Raw genomic sequence first — 19,840 nt, 5'->3', positions numbered from 1 at the left:
TGATTTTAAATTTAAAACCTATACAGAAAAAATATTAAATTATTCATTGTTTTTAAACCCAAAATTTATATTTGCAGATGTTTCAGTAGACAGAAACCAATTGTTTTATTTTGAAATACTAATTAAATCTGCAATATTTTATTGTTTTTCGCTATGAGTTTTTCTGCGTAAGCCTTGATTTTGAGAAAAGAAAAAGCGTTCAAAGCGGCAACCCGCTTTGAACGCTTTTCTAATTTCTCACAGCTCCCGCACGATACGAATGATGAGCCGGGGAATATACAAAAAAATCTCTAAAACACCGATAAAGAACTCGAACACATCCCATATCCACCAGCGGTCCTTCTTCTCTTTCTTCTTCACCCGCCATCCCCCCTTTACCGCTTTAACTCATAATACGCAGCTATAGAGAAATGGTTTCATTTTACAGAAAGTCCAAAAGCTTCAGCCAGCAACTTGATCGCCGTCATCCGATTCTCTGCTCCTGAGACATTCGGGATGATCATCACTTCATCCGCATCATATAATCCCGCGATGCGTTCAATTTCCGCCTTCACCGTTTCGGCATCACCGATAATCATGCGCTTCCGGTTTTTCACTACTTTTTCCTGCTCGCCCGCACTGAAGCCCCGGGCTTTCGCAGTTTCAATAGACGGGTAATAAGGAGGCGGCATATCCGACTCCACAAACAACAGCCACAAATCGAAAGCTTTCGCAATGTCTTCCGCTTGCTCCGCTGTTTCCGCGACGACAACAAACACGGCAATGATCACTTTTGGTTGTTCCAGCAGTTTTGACGGCTGAAATCTTTTGCGATATGTTTCCACCACGTCCACACTTGATGCAAAAGGCCGTGCAAAATGAGCGTAGGAATATGCCGTTCCTTTTGCTGCGGCGAGTTCGGCACTGCCTGTTCCAGTCCCGAGCACCCACATCTCAGGCGCAGTCTCAGTAACCGGTGTGGCAATCAATTCATTCGCATCAGTCAGATATTGCTGCAAGTCTTCTATTTGCTGATCATACGGAATGCGCTTATTGCCGTTCAGCGCCTGATTGACTTTAAGATAGCTGCGCGAGCGTCCGACTCCGAGGTCAATCCGGTTCGGATGGAGCGCTTCAAGCATGCGGAAATTCTCAGCGACTTTATAGGCGCTGTAATGGGGCAGCATGACACCGCCTGAACCGATCCGGATTGAAGACGTTGAAGCTGCCAGATGCATCATCAGCATTTCCGGCGTGCTTCCTGCAACCGACATCACTTTATGGTGCTCTGAAACCCAAAACCGTTTGTAGCCAAGCTGTTCCGCAAGCTTTGCCAGTTCAGTCGTCTGCAGCAAAGCTTCGCGGGCTGTTCCTCCTTCATCAATCGGTGAATAATCCAAAATGTTTAACGCAATCATTTGACTCCCGCCTTATTTAACTAGTTGCTAGTAGTTTAACATGCGGGAGATTCTCCTTAGAAACAATTGCTTTAGAAAACCATTGAACTCCAGAAAAAAGCTGCACGAAAATCACTTGTTCATTGCAAATTTGCGCCCCATCCAATCGTTTGGGCGATGACGAGGAAGACAGCACTTAAGGCAAGCCACAGGCACATTAGCGGAATAATGAATTTGAGCCATTTTCCGTAAGATACATGTGCTAATGCGAGCGTAGCCAAAAGAACCCCGGAAGTCGGATAAAGGACATTTGTAAACCCGTCACCGAATTGGAAAGCCAGAACTGCAGTTTGCCGTGTGACATCCAGAACATCCGATAAACCGCTCATGATCGGCATCATAATCATTGCCTGTCCGCTTCCTGAGCCCACAAGGAAATTGAATAGGCCTTGTACAATCAACATGGAAATAGCAGCAATTTCTGCTGGCATAAAGTCTACAAGCTGAGTGGTAAAGTGGACAACCGTATCCAAAATTTCACCTTGTTCAAGAATGATTGAAATGGAACGGGCCAACCCGATAAGCAAAGTGCCCATTAACATCATTTTGAATCCTTCATGAAAAAACTCGGCGATGCGGCTTGGCGAGAAGCCGCATATCAACCCAATTGCTATTCCCAGAAAAGCATACCAGCCGCCCAATTCAATGAAATACCATTTCCATTGCAGCAATCCGTAGAGCATGACGACAAAACCGGCTGCCAATACTGCTACAGCTGCCTTTTGGCGCTTCGTCATAGTTTTTGGCAGTTCTTCGGTATCCGCATTTTTAAATTGTTCATCCATTCCATCCCCATACGTCAGGCCAAGCTCCGGCTTTTTCTGCACTCTGCTGGCATAGCGCCACACGTAAACAATACCGATTCCTGTCATGATGATAAAAATGATCAAACGGTATCCAGAACCCGAATAAAGAGGCAATTCCGTCAGTTGCTGGGAAAGCCCTAATGTCGCGGGAGCCGTAATAGCGGTGGAAAAACCGGCTGTTGCTGCAACTATCGGAATGGCAACTCCAGTAAAGCGGTCAAATCCCATCTTTATGACCATCGGCACAATGATCGGAATGTAAATCAAAATCAATTCCAAGGCTCCGGTTATAGTTGTAAAAACAGCAATCGGAATCATCAACACAGGCACTACAAGAATAGTTTTCGACTTTAATACTGAGCTGATCTTGCCAATTAATAATGGCAGCAATCCTGTTCTATCCAAAACCGCCGTTAACCCGCCCATCATTAAACCGCCAAAGATTATAGCTCCCGCTTGAACCATCCCATTTGGAATGGAATGAAGAAAATCAAAAAAACCTACACTTTTTGCGTCTGTATACTGGAAGGTGTCCGGGACTAAGATTTGAGCGCCGGTTTCGGTGGCTGTTCTTTCAAAAGCGCCACTTGGTATCAAATAAGTTGCCGCAAAAGCCAATAACATCATAATGAATAAAATCACGTAAACATGAGGAAGCTTATAAGCTTTCTTTTCCTTTAATTTGTATTTTTCTGCCGACTCTGTGTTAATTGCCATCCCATTCTCCCCTTTGCCTCTAACAATCGAATAACGAAAATTCTGAACTATTGACGTAAATTTTACCGAGATCCGAATCTCATCCAGATCTCGGTTGCCTTGATTAAACTAAGAACTTAAAAACAGCGTTTACGAAAATGTTAACACCATATTCCATTGCGTCTTCATCAAAGGTAAAACGCGGGTGGTGGTGCGGGTAAACAATTCCTTTTTCTTTATTGCCGGCTCCAATCGTGTAAAATGCGCTAGCCGCTTCTTGCTGAAAAGCAGAAAAATCTTCCGCTCCCATTCTCGGTTTGCAGTATTCTACAGCTTCTTTTCCATAAAGGTCGTGAACCGTTTCTTCAATGATTGCCGTCACTTCCTCATCATTGACTACCGGCAAATAGCCGATTTCATACTTCAGCCTATAACTGGCACCGTGCGCTTCCGTAACCCCTTTTACGACACGTTCGACAAGCTTTGGCATGATATCGCGGTATTTATCAGCAAATACACGAATGGTCCCAACGATTTCCACTGCGTTGGCAATAACGTTCCCCGCTTCACCGCCACTGAATTTCCCGATTGATAACACAACTGGCTCAAGCGGATTGGAATTGCGTGAAACGATATGCTGAAGATTGGTCACCACTTGCGCCCCGATAGCAATGCTGTCAATCGTATCGTGTGGCATGCCTCCATGGCCGCCTTGGCCATTGACAGTAATCCAGAAGGCATGAGTCGAAGCCATCATCGGACCATTCGCCAAACCGATTTTGCCGATTTCATCAGTCGACATTAAATGCGCCCCAATTACCCAGTCGACCCCTGTCATGGCACCGGCTTCCACCATTTGAATGGCGCCACCCGGAAATTGTTCTTCTGCGTGCTGGAACAGGAAACGGACTTCCCCTTTAATATCTTCCTTCATGCCTGAAAGGATTTTTGCTGCTCCCAGCAGCATCGCAGTATGGCCGTCATGCCCGCATGCATGCATGACGCCTTCTCTTTTAGAACGGAATTCCAAACCGGTTTCTTCCTGGAGCGGCAAGGCATCCATATCTGCCCGGATCGCCAATGTCTTGCCTGGATGGGCGCCAATCAATCTTGCCATAACACTTGTTTCTGTCGGGCGCGTAATTTCAAGATTGCCGAAAGACTGCAAGGTATCATAAACAAACTGCGAAGTTTCTTTTTCCTTAAAAGACAATTCAGGGTATTGATGCAGATAACGTCTCCATTCGATTACTTGCGCTTTCACATTCTCGAAAGATTTTTGCGGATTGATTTTCACCATTAGAAGACCTCCAGATTTTTAATTAGAAAGAACAGCATTTCCCTTTTTTTGATATACAAGTTGCCCATTTGAATACGTTTGCTCGACTTTCACTTCACCGATTTCTTCAGGAGCCACTTCGAAAATGTCTCGGTCCAGGACCACAAAGTCAGCAAAATAGCCAATTTTCAATTGCCCAACTTCAAGAAATCGGGCCACTTCAGCCGCGCCGCGCGTATAGAGCTCGACCGCCTTTTCAGCAGAGATTCTTTCATCTTGCCCGTTATCAGCACCGTTATATGAGCTTCGTGTAACAGCGGCCTGGATGGCGATAAATGGATCAACCGGATCTGTCCATGCCGTTGCCGGTGCGTCAGAAGAAAATCCTACCGGAATCCCTGCTTCAAGCATGGATTTTACTGGATAAGCTGTCTTTGTGCGCTCTGTTCCTAAATTGTTTACATAGCTTTCAATTTCGGCGAAAAGGAAAATCGGCTGCGGCACAAACGCGATTCCTTTTTTAGCTGCCGCTTGAATCGCATGAGGCGTGGGCAATGCGGCATGTTCGATGCGCACAGACGGGCCGTCTACTATCCAATTGTCCACTTCGGCAAACACATCGACAATTTGGTCAATCGCTTGCTCCCCCATCGCATGGACCGCAAGCTGGACTCCGTATTCCTTCGCCATCGCTGCTGCAGCTAAAAGCTCTTCTTTCGAAATGGTCGAGAGGCCATAACTTTCATCTGCTCCCAGAAATTCCGGATCGACCCAGGCGGTCCGGCCGGAAACACTGCCGTCGGCAAACAGCTTAATGCCTCCAATATAAACCGGCTGTGTTCGGTCTGTAGTTTCTGTTGATAGCCGCTGTATTTTCAATAGCTCCTCAAACGTATAATAGATGGAAATCCGTTGAGCAAAGCCTTTGGAACGTGCTTCTTTGTACATATCCAGATAATCCATCGGAGCAGCCAAGGCCATCATTTCCGTAATGGATGTAATGCCATGCTCAAACAGGAACGGCGTTATTTCGGCAACTGCTTCCGCATGTCCCGCACCAGACATCTGAGGCATTTTGTTCATGACCAAAAATCGTGCACTTTCCCGGAACGTGCCTGTCGGTTCTCCGTTTTCATCGCGGTCAATCTGCCCCCCCGGTGGATTCGGCGTATCTTTTGTGATTCCAGCCACTTCAAGCGCTTTACTGTTGACGACTATGATATGTGCACAAGTCCGTGTGATGATCACCGGAGAATCGCTTACTGCCTCGTCCAGATCTTCTCTTACCGGAGAACGGCCGTCCGCCAGTTTCCCTTCATCATAGCCCCACCCTCGAATCCATCCACCTGACTTTTGAAGTTCCCGCTGTTTTCGGATTTCATTTTGCAGATCCGCAATGGAATTGACGACAGGAGCCGTGCATGGAATTTCTTTTGCTGCACTCGCCAGGTATACCGGATGCAAGTGTGCATCAACGATTCCAGGAATGACCCGCTGTCCTTTTAAATCAACCCGCTGCCCTTCCACTTGTTCACTGTCGGTTTGCGAACCGATCCATTGAATCTTTCCATTTTCCACCACCATTGCTTCCGCATATGGATGCATCGGATCTGCAGTAAATATTTTTCCGTTTTCATAAATGACTTGCTGCTGACTGGACATGTAATTTCCCCTTTCGAATCTGCTTGTTCTTTTTCGTTCCAACCGAAAGTGAAAGGCCAAGAACCTCCCGACGAATCAAGTTTTGCTTTATTATTCCGCTTCTGCATCTTCTACTGGTTCAGCTCGCTTTGCGGCATTATTTTGGATAAAGGCCGGTATCAGGATTCCTAAGATAAACCCGATAATTGCCGGGACTAGCCAAGCAAAGCCATTCGCACTGTATGGCAGCATACTGATCAGCTGTTCAAGCAGCGGAACTTGGAAACCGATGGACACTAAAGTTTCAGCAAAACTAACAATGAATGTAAGTAAAATCGCCCCGCGATATCCTCCTGCATGCGGGATGAATTTGTTAAAGACTCCGAGAAATACAAGAACAATTGCCACCGGATAAAGCGCCGTGAAAATCGGCATGGTATAGTCGATTATTTTCTCCACGCCAAGCAACCCAATTCCCGTGCCTATTACAGCAATTATTAGCACCCAAAGCCTGTAACTGATTGTGTTTTCAGTTAGTTTAGCCAGGAATTCTGCTATTACCGCCATCACGCCGATGCTCGATGTCAGACATGCAAGTGCAACTACAATAGCTAACGCAGTTGTACCGAAATCACCTAAAAGAGATTCGACGATTTGAGAAACAAGGACCGTATCAGAGATTCCGGAAGGGAATGCCTCGCTTGCCCCTGCTCCGATATACAAGAGGCCGCCATATACAACCAGCAACCCTGCCCCTGCAATGGACGTACCCGTCAATGCTATTTTTCGGGCTTGTTTGCCCTTATAACCAAAGCCGGCAATGGCGGCAATGAAAATCGGTGCACATAAAATGCCCGTAATAACATCGCCTGTCTGGTAAGCACTGATAAAGGCATTTGAGAATGGCGTTTCTGCCCCTGTCATTATCGGTGTGCCCAGCGGAGAGAACAGCCCTTTGCCTATGATGAGCAGCAAAATAATGACGAGCAGCGGGGTCAAAAATTTCCCGATTTTCTCAATGACATGTGACTGATCCATCGCAAAATAAAAACTGATTGCAAAGAACAGCACGATGGTTACCACGGGTGGTAGCGAAGGGAACTGAACAGCTATTCCCAGCTCATGAGTGGTTGCAGCCATCCGCGGCAGCGTCACAAACAATCCAATGCCGACCATCAGTAATAAATTAAAGGCAATATAAAACCACGAACTAATCGGTTTCGTCAATTTCTCAAAATCCCCGCCTGCATTTAGAATTGCGATGACTGCAAGAAGCGGGAGTACAATCCCTGTTACTGCAAATCCGATTAAAGCAGGCAGCCATTCACTTCCGCTGGCCAAGCCGATAGAAGGTGGAAAAATTAGATTTCCCGCTCCAAAATATAAAGCGAATAACGCAAATCCAAGAATGATACTGTGCTGAATTGTCTTGCTCATGTTAAACACATCCTCTATGTTGTATTTTTCAGCTGAAATCGCTTTCAATAAAATCAATTTCCCACATAAATTCAGCCAATTAAACTATCGCTATTGTCTGTGAACTTAACTATATACAATCCTGTACAAAGAAAAAAAGAGGGGAAGTTTTTTCCCCTCTTTCGTAAAAAAATTTTTACCGCAGTTCGTACTTGCTTAATTTGTATTTTAAAGTCTGTTTTGAAACGCCTAATCTTCGTGCCGCTTCCGCTATAATGCCATTCGATTTTTGCAATTCCGTTAAAATAATCGATTTTTCGTAATCATCGACGACTTCTTTCAAATCCATATTAGCCCTTTTATTCTCCGTTGATCCTGAAAAGTGATTAGCTTTACGGATTCTTGGCGGAATATCCTCTAATGTGATGAGCTTATCCTCTGCTGTATTGAAGGCTGTTTCGATAGCATTTTTAAGTTCCCGGATATTGCCCGGCCAATTATAAGTCCGGAAATACTCCAGCACTTCCGGCTCAATGCCTTCGACCTTCATATCCATCCGCTCATTGTAAAATGCGATAAAACGGGAAACCAGCATGTCAAGGTCATCTTTCCTATCTTTCAGTTCCGGCAGCTCTAATTGAATGACTCCGAGGCGATAATACAAATCTTCACGCATCCGCTTTTGTTCAATCAGCAGATCCGGATTTTCATTGGTCGCGGAAATGATGCGGATATCCAATTGGATATCTGTTGCGCCTCCAATTCTGCGGATGCTTTTCTGTTCAATAGCATTCAGCAGCTTGGCCTGCAAATGCGGATCCAAAGAATGAATTTCATCGAGAAACAGCGTCCCTCCTTCTGCCTGCTCAAAAAAACCGATACTTTCTTCAATGCCGGCAGCTTCATTCTTTTCTGTTCCCCACAATTCCCTTTCCACTAAATGCTCCGGAAGGGCTCCGCAATGAACGGAGATAAAGGGTTTGGCGAAACGGTTGCTGAGATTATGGATCGCTTGGGCAATCACTGCCTTACCTGTTCCTGTTTCGCCATAAATCAGCACCGTTGAACTGTGCTTGGCAATCCGCATCATTTTATCTTTGATCTTCAGCATTTTATGATTTCTAGTGATGATATCGTCAATCGTATAGCCGGTATTGTTTTTCCGGTATACTTTATGGCTGTTGTATTGGTCAAGATATTGCATATCTTCTTTGGAATAATAATGTTTCGAAAACTCTACTGCTCCCACTACTCTGCCATTTTCGCTTATCGGGTATGTCGAGCTTTTGGAAATGAACATGCTCCCCGTCTTTGTCATCATTTTTTGTGAGACACCTGTCACAGCGGTGCCTTTTTTAAGCACATTCATTACAGTACTATTGTCATCAGTCAGATTGGTATAAAAAGAAGTGATTTTCTTCCCCAAGAAATCTTCTGGCCGGTGCCCCAGTTTTGCCAGTACATTCAAATCAGCCAAATCATAATAAAGGGTTTTGCCATCTTCATCTACGACAAGGACATTGTCAAAATCCGCGAGACGGTCAAAATTGTCTAGTTCATGTAGCACATTGTTTCCTCCTAACGCGCTTTTCCTGCTTCTAACATATCCAATAAACCAAAAAAGCGCCAACTTCAGCAACAGAAGTTGACGCTTTTCTCCGGCAATTACGGCTGCCGGCTGATGACTCCAAATGAATAGCGGGTTTCGCTTTCATACCGTTCGCCCTTGTTCAATACCGCTGAAGGGAAATGCGGATGATGGATTGAATCCGGCAATCCTTGCGTTTCCAGGCAAAGTCCGAGATGGTTGCGTGCTGCCGTCCCGCGGAACCAAAGAGGCCCGCCGAGCCCGTTTCCTGTATAAAGGACAACGGCCGGTTCTGTAGTTTCGACAATGAGTTGGCGCCCGCTTTCTTTGTCCTCCAGCACAATTTCTCTTTGCTGGTTGCTGTCCAATAGAAATGGATGATCATACCCGCCGCCAGCCAAAAGATTCTGCGGATCCACACCATCACGGAGCTCCCTGCCTTTCCGGAAATCAAATATCGAGCCGTCGACCGGCAAGCATTCGCCTGTCGGAATCTGTTCAGCATCCAACTCAAGAACCTTACTGCTGTTTATCGTCAGTTCATGGTTTAAGATATCCCGTTTCAACTCTCCGCTCAGATTAAAATAACTGTGGTTGGTTATATTCAATAAAGTGGTTTTGTCGGAAACGGCCGAATAAGAAATGATCAGCTCATTGTCATCATCGCGGATCGTGTATGTAACTTTCAGTTCAAGGTTCCCGGGGTAACCTTCTTCCCCGTCCGGGCTCAAATAGGAAAACTCGATGGTGGCTTCGCTTTCATTTCGCATCAACTCCGACTTCCATAACTTATGGCTGAAACCTTGATTGCCTCCGTGCAAATGATGGCCGTTGGCATTGGCGGCAAGTTTATAGTCTTGGCCTTCAAGTGTAAACGCGCCGCCTTTGATCCTGCCGGCAAAACGTCCGGCCACTGCTCCTAAAAAATGCGGATTGCCGCCATATTCTTCAAGCGCATCAAAACCCAGGACCACATTTTCCAGGTTTCCCATTTGATCAGGCGCGATGATTTTCGTGATGATGCAGCCCCAATCCATGCATGACATTTCAAAACCATTGGCGTTCCTCATGGTGTACAATGTCACCGGACGCCCTTCCTTATAGCCGAATAACCCTTGTTCCACTTCCATTTCGCTTCAATTCCTTTCTAACTATACAGTTTGGACGCCTCAGCCATTCTCGCTTTATAAGAGATCTTGATTACTTGGCGCTTTTTCTCCCTTACTCATTCACTTCGACATTTATGGACCCCACCCCTGCATCAACAGCCCGCTGAAACATAGCAATCGGTATATTGTTTAGAAAACGAACGAATGCCCTAATAAAACGTCTTGAATTTTTTATGCCCAACTTCAATTGCATTATGCCCAAGTACAACCTGTTTATGCCCAACTAGATGAGAGTTATGCCCAGCTTCGACCATTTTATGCCCAACTGGCATAAAAAATGAAAGAAGGTCCCTTCTGCCACCCAGCAGAAGAAACCTTCTTTTTGCTTTCATTAATCCACTACAAAATACCGGGCATCCGGATGGGCGAAAACAATGGCCGATACCGATGCTTCCGGATCCATCATGTATTCTTCCGTCAGATGGACACCGATATCTTCCGGTTTGATCAAGCCGAATAATTTCGCTTGGTCCTCCAGATTCGGACAAGCCGGGTAGCCGAATGAAAACCGCTGTCCCTGGTATTTCGCAGCGAAACGGTCACGCATTGAAAAGTCGGTGGCGTCCGGGAAGCCCCACTGGTCGCGGATTTCCTGATGGATGCGCTCTGCAAAACCTTCTGCCAGTTCCAAAGCTGTCGCCTGCAGCGCATGACTTTCCAGGAATTTTCCGGCTTCTTTCAAACGGGCCGCTTCGTCCCGTACACCATGCCCTGCCGTCACTTGCATAAATGCGACATAATCCATTTCGCCGCTATTAACGGATTTCAAATAATCCGCGAGGCATAAAAACGGTTCAACGGACTGGCGCGGGAAAGTGAATCGTTCGATTTCGGTCTTGGCATCTGCCGGGCTATAAATGATGACATCATCGCCATCACTTTGTGCCGGGAAAAACTGATAAATGCCGGATGGCTTTAACAACCCGGATTGCAAAAAGCCGGTCGCCAGTTCATGCAGTTCCACCGCCCGCTGGTCGCCTTGCGCCAGCGATTTCTCGCTGAAGCCTTTCAAGCCGAGATGATGGCCGATCAGAGTCCGCATATTGACGTACGGATACAGGTGAGCCACTGAATATTCCTTCAGCACATGGCGGCGCAAATCGTTCGGCTTGTAGACCGGTACGTCTTCCCGCACCGTTTTGACCGGACGGACTGCCACCGCTACTGCCTGTTTCGATGCTCTTGCCGATTCCGACACTTTGCGTTTTTCCTGCTGCGCATCCAGTTCTTCCAACAGCACTTCTTTCCCGGCTTTGCTTTGCAGGCGGTTGGCGAGATCCAAGCCTTGCATCGCATCTTTCGCGTAAATGACCGGGCCGTCATATTCAGCGGCGATTTTGGTTTCTGTAAAGCGCCGCGATAATGCCGCGCCCCCCACCAAAATTGGCACATCGATGCCCGCTTCCTTGAAGTCCTGCGCCGTGATGACCATCTGCTTTGCCGACTTGACGAGCAGCCCCGATAAGCCGATCATATCCGGCTTTTCTTTTCGGATGACGTCGATCAGTGTTGCTGGTGTCACTTTGATGCCGACATCGATGACTTTATAGCCATTGTTGCTGAGGATGATATCCACCAGGTTTTTGCCGATATCGTGGACGTCGCCTTTAACCGTGGCCAGCACAATCTTGCCTTTGCCGGAATCATCTTCTTTTTTCTCCATAAATCCTTCCAGGAACGAAACCGCCGCTTTCATGACACCCGCGCTTTGCAGCACTTCTGCGACAATCAATTGGTTGTCATTAAACAGGCGGCCCACTTCAGCCATGCCTTCCATTAGCGGACCGTTGATGACATCAAGCGGTGTATCATACATTTCGAGCGCTTTCTCCAAATCCGGAATGAGCCCTTCTTTCGTGCCTTCCAGAATATAATAAGCGAGCCGCTCAGGAACCGTTTTCGGAATATCATCTTCGGTCTTCTCTTTTTTCTTATCGCGGTAAAAATCCGTAAAGTCAGCCAAGGTCTTGTCAGTCGTGGTAAACAGCAATTCATCGGCCATTTCAATTTCTTGCTGGGGAATCGAAGCATAGCGCTCCAGTTTCTCCGTGTTGACGATAGCATAATCAAGCCCTGCCTGGGTGCAGTGATACAAGTAAACCGCATTCAGCACTTCGCGGCCGACCGGCGGCAACCCGAATGATACGTTGCTGATGCCGAGAACCGTCAAGCAGCTCGGGAATTTCTTCTTGATCAGGCGGATGCCTTCAATCGTTTCCACTGCGGATCCGATGTATTGCTGATCGCCGGTTCCGACCGGGAATACGAGCGGATCGAAAATGATGTCTTCCGGCGCAAGCCCCCATTTATTGACCAATAAATCATACGCTCGTTCAGCGACTTCAAGTTTCCGTTCCCGCGTCACGGCCATTCCTTGTTCATCAATCGTGCCGACCACAACAGCTGCTCCGTACTTTTTCACCAATGGCATTACCGCATCAAAGCGTTCTTCCCCGTCTTCCAGGTTGATGGAATTGATGATGGCTTTCCCTTGGGAAAATTTCAGCGCCGCTTCAATAACATCTTCATCGGTGGAATCAATGACGAGGGGAACTTTCACTTTTTTGACAACTTCCTTCATGAAGTTCGTCATATCTTCAAGCTCATCACGGTCCGGATTTGCCAAACAGATATCGATGACATGCGCGCCGTTCTTCACTTGCGCACGGGCAATTTCAGCCGCTTCCTCAAATTGTCCATCGATGATGAGCCGTTTGAACTTGCGGGAACCGATGACATTCGTGCGCTCCCCGATAAACAAGGGGCGCATCGATTCATCGTATTGCAGCGGTTCGATGCCAGAAATCACGTGCCCATGTCCGACGGCTTCCGGCTTTCTTGGTGCTAAGCCTTCCATCGCTTCCCGGACCGCTTTAATATGGGCCGGTGTTGTGCCGCAACAGCCGCCGACTACATTGAGCCAGCCTTTTTCCGCAAACCCGCGCAATTTTTTTGACAGCGATTCAGGTGTCTCGTGGTAATGGCCTTCTTCATCTGGCAGCCCTGCGTTCGGATAACAGCTGACATAGCCATCCGACAACTCAGCCAAAGAGCGGATATGATCAGTCATAAACTCTGGGCCTGTCGCGCAGTTCAGACCGACTGACAACGGCTTGACGTGTTCAATTGAAATATAGAAAGCTTCGATGCTTTGTCCGGCAAGCGTCGTCCCCATCGGTTCGATCGTTCCAGACACCATGATCGGAAGCTCGATGCCGGTTTCCTCGAATGCTTTCTTGATGCCGATCGTTGCCGCTTTGACGTTCAGCATGTCCTGGCTCGTCTCCAAAAGGATCAAATCCGCGCCGCCTTCGACAAGCGCTTTCGCCTGCACATAAAAATTATTCAGCAGTTCATCAAATGTGATGCCGCCTGTCACCGATAAGGTTTTTGTCGTCGGGCCGATGGCACCCGCTACAAAACGAGGCCATTCCGGAGTTGAAAAGGCGGCGGTGCTGCGTTTCGCAATTTCTACCGCCCGCCGATTGATTTCCGCTGCCTGGCTCCCAAGGCCGTATTCATCCAGCACGACCGGCGTTCCGCCGAATGTGTTCGTACAGACAATATCGGCACCCGCTTCCAAATAAGCATTGTGGACGCCTTCGATGACATCCGGGCGGACGATATTCAAGTATTCGTTGCAGCCATCAAGCTGCTCTCCGCCGAAATCTTCTGCTGACAAATCGGCATTCTGGATCATCGTTCCCGTAGCACCGTCAATAATCAATATTCTCTTTTCGAGTTGCTGTTCAATTAGCTGTTTTGACATGGCTGCTATCGCTCTCTTTCTGTATATCAAGTTGGCGGATATATTCAATCAATTCCAAAGACATATCGTAGCGGAAAAATGGGGTGATCAAGTAAATGCCATGGAATAAATCCGCTGCTGTATCGATCAATTCTTTTGCAATCTGGATGCCTTCTTTGGTAGCGCGGTCTTTATCATTGCCGCAAGCACGCATCCGCTCCAGTGCATCTTCCGACAACTTGATGCCAGGCACTTCATTATGCAGGAATTCGGCACTGCGGATACTGGTCAAAGGCATCACTCCGAGGAAAATAGGGGTTTTCAAATGCTTTGTCGCTTCATAGATTTCAACGATTTTCTCTTTTGTGTAAACCGGCTGCGAAATGAAATAATCCGCCCCGCTTTCTATTTTCTTTTCAAGCCGCGCGACTGCCCGGTCTAAAACGCGGACATTCGGATTAAATGCGGCAGCTACGGAGAAGTTCGCTTTTTTGCGCAGCGGTTTACCGGAAAATGAAATGCCTTCATTCAGCTTTTTGATCAACTGGATCAATTCCAGGCTCGAGACATCATAAACACTTGTCGCCCCAGGAAAATCCCCCACTTTTGTCGGGTCTCCTGTTACTGCAAGAATATCATGGATTCCCAATGCATCGAGTCCCATCAAATGCGACTGCAAGCCGATCAAATTCCGGTCGCGGCATGTAATATGTGCAAGAGGGCGGATTTGTTCCTGGTGTTTCAAGATGGATCCCATTGCCAGATTGCTGACTCTTGGAGAAGCGAGTGAATTGTCCGCCATCGTAACTGCGTCCACACCTGCTGCATTCAGCGCTTTTGAACCTTCAATGAACTTTGTAATATCCAAATGTTTCGGTGTATCCAGCTCCACAATAATGGTGCGTTCCGTTTTCGCTTTTTCATGAAGCGGTGCTACTTCCAGTGCTTCTGCTTCGCGAATAACAATCGGCTTTTTCTTTATCACTTCTTTTTGGGTAATCGGTTTTAAATTGCCGATGCGCTTTTTCAGCGCTTCGATGTGCTTTGGCGTGGTGCCGCAACAGCCGCCAATCAGGCGCGCGCCTTCTTCTCTTAATAATAATCCTGCACGCCCGAAATAATCAGCTTCCGACTCATAGACCACACGGCCATTTTCAAGATCCAGTAAGCTGGCGTTCGGATAAGCCGAAAGGAACGCTTTTTCCGGCAACGATACTTCTTCCAGCGCCTGGATCGTATGATGCGGCCCCAAACGGCAATTGACACCGACAATGTCCGCACCTAATCCTTCCAGCTGGTGCAGGGCATCATTCAAAGCCATGCCGTTTTGCAAAATGCCCGGCTCGTGCATCGACACTTGGGCAATCAGCGGCACATCGGTCACTTTCCGTAAATGGCTGACGGTCGCAGCCAGTTCTTCAAAATCATAATAAGTCTCAAGCAGCAAGGCATCCGGGTCTCCCGCCAGTAAATATCCTGCTTGCTGATCCACCATCGCGATGATTTCCTGCAGAGTGGCATCGCTTTTCCGGATGCCCCGGATGCCGCCAATTGTCCCAAAAACAAATTGGTCGCCGGCGGCAGCTGCTCTTTTCGCGATGCGAATAGCCGCTTCGTTGATCTCTTTGACTTGATGTTCCAATCCATAGCGCGCAAGTTTTAAGGCATTGCCGCCATACGTATTGGTTTGGATAATGTCCGCACCTGCCTGAATGTATTCCTGGTGAATCTTTTCAATGATTTCCGGCCGCTGCAAATTCAATTCCTCATTGCAGTATTCGATGCCGTAAGAATACAATAGGGTTCCCATCGCGCCGTCTGCCGTCAGTATTCTCGTCTTTAGCTCATCTAGTAAACCCATGCTCTTCACCCTCCTAAATATACAAAAAAAGCCATCTTTGAAAAAGAAGGCTTTACGATTAATAAACTCGTTCCTTTTCATCTGCCAGACATTTGCATGCCTGCTGGATTTAGCACCTGACCATTAATGGCTGGTTGCTGAAGCGTCATAGGGCCAGTCCCTCGACTTCTCTCGATAAGAATTCACTATTCAGTTATGATTCGATGTTAACGGCAATGAGTGGCGATTCCTTTGACTGATGTTTCTCTTTATTCCACTTTAACGGGCAGTATGGCTCCCGCTTTGGCAAGCGGGAAGCCGACTGACCGTAAAAGTCCGATTGATTCAACTAACCATCAGTGGAGTAAGATCCCCACTGATTGAAGTTTCTCTTTATATCTTCAAATCCTACCTGTATCCAGGCTTCAGGTCAAGTTGATTTATCTAAAAAGATTGAACTTTCTGTGTTGAAGAGTGATTTATCAAAGAGGTGTGTTTTTTGCCGCTTGAATTGGATCAAATTCCGCTGCGTGGACCTCGAATTTGTACCAGGTAAAATCTCCATCTTCCAGCTGCCACGTAATTTCGATCTTTGAAGGGACTTTGATTCCGCCAGCGCTGTGATGCTCTTTGATTTCAGCCACGCACGGCACAAGTGGCGCTTCCGGGCTATTGTCTTTGTAGCGATGGGCGACAATTTTCTGCAGCTCTCCGTCTTCCTTAAAATGATATATTGCCGATCCCGATACCCCTTGATAATCCATGGTGGCCTTGGCTGTATTTTCATCAATTTCTTCCCAGTTGATATAGGGGCTGAGGGCGGCTGTCGGATACCAGGACACTTCCATTAAATACCGCTGCAATGCCGACTGATCCGTTTTTTCATTATCAGCTACTCGGGTAAGCGGAAACAGCCCTCCTGCTTTAACCAGCATGTCAGCTTTTCCTGATTCGAAACTGTCCCGGCCCACAACTTGGACAAAAGGCAGCATGTTCATTTTCACTGTCCAGGTAAACGACGGCGGATCGGTCGTAACGGTCTGTTCCGCTTCCGCTTTTATCCACTCCTGCTGTTCGGGCTTCAACCTCATCCAGCCGGTTTGCCTAAGAAAAATAGTACGGATTTGGTCCTTGCCGACAATCCCGACATGGGTCAGCCATTTTTTCACAGGTGCTGGAAGCGGCTCCAGCATATCCTCTGTTATTTCACGCGGCTCTGCATCCGGAACCTTTGCCAGCTGCTGGTCAATTTGTTTCTTGCTCTGGCTGCTGAAATTCCACAACGCCCCTTTATATAACGCAGCTACAGCAACGACGAAAAGTGAAGTCACGACTCTCTTCCTCATCTTACAGCACCTCCATTTTTGCATTACTACCTAATATACGACATTGGAAGAGTTTTTCCTGTCAGAAAAAATGATTTATGCGAGTAATTTGTTCCCATGCATTCAATTCCTCCAGTTCCATCTTCAACAAAGCTTTTAAGGTTTATTCACCCAACCGATTTCATATACTTTCCACCGGGAAAAACTCTTTTAAAGTATAGAGCGGCCGAATGTTTGGCTGATCTTCAAACGGGTGGAACTCGACGCTTCCAACATGCACTCCCATATTGTATTCGCCGATCACCGAGTCCAGAAGGATGAAGACAATCGGAATAATTTCCTCCTCATTTTCTTCTGTCAGCCCTTTGATATAAAGCATCATATTGACTTCTTCCTGCTCTACATCCTGAAGCGCTGTATAATAGACATCCTCCCATGTCAATTCCCTTTTTCCATAATAAACACTGAACTCTTCTTCTGAAGGCTGCCTGAAAGCAATGATTTCAAAGCGTTCAAGTTCCGGAGCAGTTTCCTGCAAATCAAACACCGCTTCAAAACCCTCTACTATGCCGTCCGCACTGATAATAAATTCGCGTTTGCCGTTCTCCGGCTCAGCACTGAACTCAAAAACGAGATGCTTATTCACTTTCTGAAGCTTTTGCTGCAATTCATCAAAAAGCTCTTCCCTATTTTCTTCAGCCAACTCAAAGTAAATTCCCTCATTCTCCTCGAACCATTTCCAAAAAGCTTCAATTTTATTCTTTCGTGTAGGCAGCCATTTCATCCTGTTGATCCCCTCTTTTCCTAACGTCTTTTCTTTTTCTTTCAACGTATTAACATATAATTCTAATCAAGGTAATTATAAAGCCTCACACACAAGTGATTAAAAATTCCTATTTTTCTAATTATAATTAGTAATCAACAGCTAGTCTACAACATTTTAAAAACAAAAAGGTCCATGCTAATTTTATCGTTGCCTGAAGAATTAAAGAAATTTCCGAACGGCATTGAAGCCAGCAATTTTAACTATAATAATAAGTGAAAAATTTTTTGCTACTCGATAAGATTGAAATTATTTTATCCAAAACTCTATACTTAAAAATATGAATTTTAATGATTAGCAATAAAAAGTTTGCCTTTCTTTATTTCTTTGCGAAAACGGATATAATAATTTCACTCATCATGATGAATAATTTATAACGGATTGGAACGAATTGCCGAACTGGCTTTTGGCATATACAAAGCTCACTCTTTTGAAAAAGCAGCTGAATAGCGCATTAAAGACTCAGAACTAGTGAAGAAACGGCGAAAACTCAAAAAATGCTATTTGATAAAGTTATCTACTTGGAAGTCGCCTCTTTATTTTTTTAAGAGCTACACGACTCCTGAAGATCCTCTTGTTTAATAAGGTCCTAAAAGCTTTATTCATCTCAAATTATTAGCTACAGCCAAAAACAATTAGAACTTCAAAACAAAAAACCTTTTATAAGTCGAATCGACTTATAAAAGGTTGATTTCTTTTCTAGATTTTTCAAATCCGTCCATCAAAATTAAATCTAGCATCTCCACTTTGTAATATGATCTAAAAAGATGTATGCCACAGATCGATTTCAGGAAAATTAAACCGGAGCAAATAAATCAACCAGAAGCAACGACACTGCTCCCATCAATGTAGCATCATCTCCTAGGTTAGTTATAGTGACTTCTGTCTGTTTTGCACGTGGAGTCAGAGCACGTTCTTCGATAGTTTCAAGAATACTCGGCAAAATGAACTCTTTGGCTTTTGTTACCCCACCACCTAAAACAATTTTTTCAGGGTTGATGATATGTATTAAATTTGTAAGGCCAATCCCAATAACTTTACCGGTCTCTTTTAATATACCAACAAACTCTGTATTTCCCTCCACAGCTTGTTCGTAGATACTCTCTGCAGAGAGAGGAGTTTGTGAAATGCCTTTACTGGCTCTTCTAACAATTGCTGGACCTGTTGTGAATGTTTGCAAACATCCGCGATTTCCACATTCGCAAACTTCTCCATTTAAATCAATTGTCATATGTCCCACTTCACCAGCAATATTATGTGCTCCATGATATAACTTTCCGTCGATGACAATACCAGCGCCTACCCCGCGGCCGATATTCACGGCCAACATGCTAGCTACTTGTCCATGATTCCCAAACCACGATTCACCTAATGCCATGGCACGGGCATCATTTTCTATCTTGACTTCTAAATCGAACTCCTTTTCGAGTTCTTCTTTTATTGGAATATCAGTCAAACTTAATATAGGCGCAAATAAAGCTATGCCTTTCTCAACCTCCACCACACCATGCATAGCTACGCCGATGCCGATAATTTTTCTAATATCCGAAACACCTTCTAAGCAATTATAAATACACTCTTTTAAAATAACTAGAAAACGGCCATTGGTGATAGGTATCGGCAATTTTCTCGATGCCCGGTAAATAATCTTTCCTGCCAGATCAGTAAGAATGCACTCTATTGTTTCTGGGCCCGCATCGACTCCTACAACATAGAATTCATTGTTATTGATTAGCAACATAGTAGGCTTACGCCCTCCTTGAGACTCGCCCAGCTTGCTTTCTTTTACAATTCCTTGTTCAATCAGCTCTTTTACAATACTGCTGACTGTTGGCGGGGTTAGTTTTGTCTCTTTTGCAATTTGTGCTCTAGAAATAGGAGCATCTGTGCGTATCTTATTTAAAATGATCGATTTATTTAATGATTTCATCCACTGGAACGTGCCTTGACGCATACTAAAGCCTCCCCTTATTATGCAAATCTAACATTAGAAAAGGGACATTCCGATTTAAGTGTAACGCAGATACTTGAACTGACAACCAATAACAGCTTTTGCAGTTTTTCAGGTTTTGT

13 protein-coding genes and 1 riboswitch are annotated in these 19,840 nt (G+C 45.7%); all 13 genes read right to left on the bottom strand.

The features are described 5' to 3' along the window. Positions 1 to 237 precede the first annotated feature (237 nt). Positions 238 to 360 carry a hypothetical protein gene (locus AC3AQ9_RS13145; protein WP_488307951.1) on the bottom strand — a complete coding sequence of 41 codons (123 nt, stop codon included), beginning with the start codon at positions 358 to 360 and terminating at the stop codon, positions 238 to 240. A gap of 56 nt (positions 361 to 416) precedes the next feature. After that, positions 417 to 1,397, bottom strand: coding sequence for an LLM class flavin-dependent oxidoreductase (locus AC3AQ9_RS13140; RefSeq protein WP_488307950.1), 981 nt, complete (start codon positions 1,395 to 1,397; stop codon positions 417 to 419). A gap of 119 nt (positions 1,398 to 1,516) precedes the next feature. Further along, positions 1,517 to 2,959 (bottom strand): YfcC family protein, encoded by a 1,443-nt coding sequence (locus AC3AQ9_RS13135; RefSeq protein WP_488307949.1) that lies wholly within the window; start codon positions 2,957 to 2,959, stop codon positions 1,517 to 1,519. A 103-nt stretch (positions 2,960 to 3,062) separates the two neighbouring features. Beyond that, positions 3,063 to 4,238: an amidohydrolase gene (locus tag AC3AQ9_RS13130; RefSeq protein WP_488307948.1), complete on the bottom strand. Its 1,176-nt coding sequence runs from the start codon at positions 4,236 to 4,238 to the stop codon at positions 3,063 to 3,065. An 18-nt stretch (positions 4,239 to 4,256) separates the two neighbouring features. Beyond that, positions 4,257 to 5,879: an amidohydrolase gene (locus AC3AQ9_RS13125; protein WP_488307947.1), complete on the bottom strand. Its 1,623-nt coding sequence runs from the start codon at positions 5,877 to 5,879 to the stop codon at positions 4,257 to 4,259. A gap of 90 nt (positions 5,880 to 5,969) precedes the next feature. Continuing rightward, positions 5,970 to 7,295: a branched-chain amino acid transport system II carrier protein gene (gene brnQ, locus AC3AQ9_RS13120; RefSeq protein WP_488307946.1), complete on the bottom strand. Its 1,326-nt coding sequence runs from the start codon at positions 7,293 to 7,295 to the stop codon at positions 5,970 to 5,972. Positions 7,296 to 7,470: 175 nt separating this feature from the next. Next, positions 7,471 to 8,841: a sigma-54 interaction domain-containing protein gene (locus AC3AQ9_RS13115; RefSeq protein ID WP_488307945.1), complete on the bottom strand. Its 1,371-nt coding sequence runs from the start codon at positions 8,839 to 8,841 to the stop codon at positions 7,471 to 7,473. A gap of 98 nt (positions 8,842 to 8,939) precedes the next feature. Beyond that, the gene (locus AC3AQ9_RS13110; RefSeq protein ID WP_488307944.1) at positions 8,940 to 9,992 is read right to left on the bottom strand and encodes an aldose epimerase family protein; all 1,053 of its coding nucleotides are present in this window, start codon (positions 9,990 to 9,992) and stop codon (positions 8,940 to 8,942) included. 370 nt (positions 9,993 to 10,362) lie between these two features. Further along, complete coding sequence (gene metH, locus AC3AQ9_RS13105; RefSeq protein ID WP_488307943.1) at positions 10,363 to 13,800, bottom strand: methionine synthase; 3,438 nt, start codon at positions 13,798 to 13,800, stop codon at positions 10,363 to 10,365. Further along, positions 13,781 to 15,640 (bottom strand): bifunctional homocysteine S-methyltransferase/methylenetetrahydrofolate reductase, encoded by a 1,860-nt coding sequence (locus AC3AQ9_RS13100; protein ID WP_488307942.1) that lies wholly within the window; start codon positions 15,638 to 15,640, stop codon positions 13,781 to 13,783. Before AC3AQ9_RS13100 ends, metH begins: the two co-directional genes overlap by 20 nt. A 74-nt stretch (positions 15,641 to 15,714) precedes the next feature. Continuing rightward, positions 15,715 to 15,821, bottom strand: a riboswitch (SAM riboswitch). Positions 15,822 to 16,101: 280 nt separating this feature from the next. Then, positions 16,102 to 16,965 carry a DUF6920 family protein gene (locus tag AC3AQ9_RS13095; RefSeq protein ID WP_488307941.1) on the bottom strand — a complete coding sequence of 288 codons (864 nt, stop codon included), beginning with the start codon at positions 16,963 to 16,965 and terminating at the stop codon, positions 16,102 to 16,104. A 160-nt stretch (positions 16,966 to 17,125) separates the two neighbouring features. Beyond that, positions 17,126 to 17,728: a hypothetical protein gene (locus AC3AQ9_RS13090; protein WP_488307940.1), complete on the bottom strand. Its 603-nt coding sequence runs from the start codon at positions 17,726 to 17,728 to the stop codon at positions 17,126 to 17,128. A gap of 835 nt (positions 17,729 to 18,563) precedes the next feature. After that, positions 18,564 to 19,721: an ROK family transcriptional regulator gene (locus AC3AQ9_RS13085; protein ID WP_488307939.1), complete on the bottom strand. Its 1,158-nt coding sequence runs from the start codon at positions 19,719 to 19,721 to the stop codon at positions 18,564 to 18,566. Positions 19,722 to 19,840: the final 119 nt, after the last annotated feature.

This window comes from Planococcus sp. VCh962 (genome assembly GCF_057748275.1).
The sequence above is the reverse complement of the archived record's forward strand: the minus strand, read 5'-3'. Positions and strand labels throughout refer to the sequence as shown.

Coding starts and splice junctions, on each gene's coding strand:
- AC3AQ9_RS13140 (WP_488307950.1), bottom strand. CDS start 1,397: ATGATTGCGTTAAACATTTTGGATTATTCACCGATTGATGAAGGAGGA.
- AC3AQ9_RS13135 (WP_488307949.1), bottom strand. CDS start 2,959: ATGGCAATTAACACAGAGTCGGCAGAAAAATACAAATTAAAGGAAAAG.
- AC3AQ9_RS13130 (WP_488307948.1), bottom strand. CDS start 4,238: ATGGTGAAAATCAATCCGCAAAAATCTTTCGAGAATGTGAAAGCGCAA.
- AC3AQ9_RS13125 (WP_488307947.1), bottom strand. CDS start 5,879: ATGTCCAGTCAGCAGCAAGTCATTTATGAAAACGGAAAAATATTTACT.
- brnQ (WP_488307946.1), bottom strand. CDS start 7,295: ATGAGCAAGACAATTCAGCACAGTATCATTCTTGGATTTGCGTTATTC.
- AC3AQ9_RS13110 (WP_488307944.1), bottom strand. CDS start 9,992: ATGGAAGTGGAACAAGGGTTATTCGGCTATAAGGAAGGGCGTCCGGTG.
- metH (WP_488307943.1), bottom strand. CDS start 13,800: ATGTCAAAACAGCTAATTGAACAGCAACTCGAAAAGAGAATATTGATT.
- AC3AQ9_RS13100 (WP_488307942.1), bottom strand. CDS start 15,640: ATGGGTTTACTAGATGAGCTAAAGACGAGAATACTGACGGCAGACGGC.
- AC3AQ9_RS13095 (WP_488307941.1), bottom strand. CDS start 16,965: ATGAGGAAGAGAGTCGTGACTTCACTTTTCGTCGTTGCTGTAGCTGCG.
- AC3AQ9_RS13090 (WP_488307940.1), bottom strand. CDS start 17,728: ATGAAATGGCTGCCTACACGAAAGAATAAAATTGAAGCTTTTTGGAAA.
- AC3AQ9_RS13085 (WP_488307939.1), bottom strand. CDS start 19,721: ATGCGTCAAGGCACGTTCCAGTGGATGAAATCATTAAATAAATCGATC.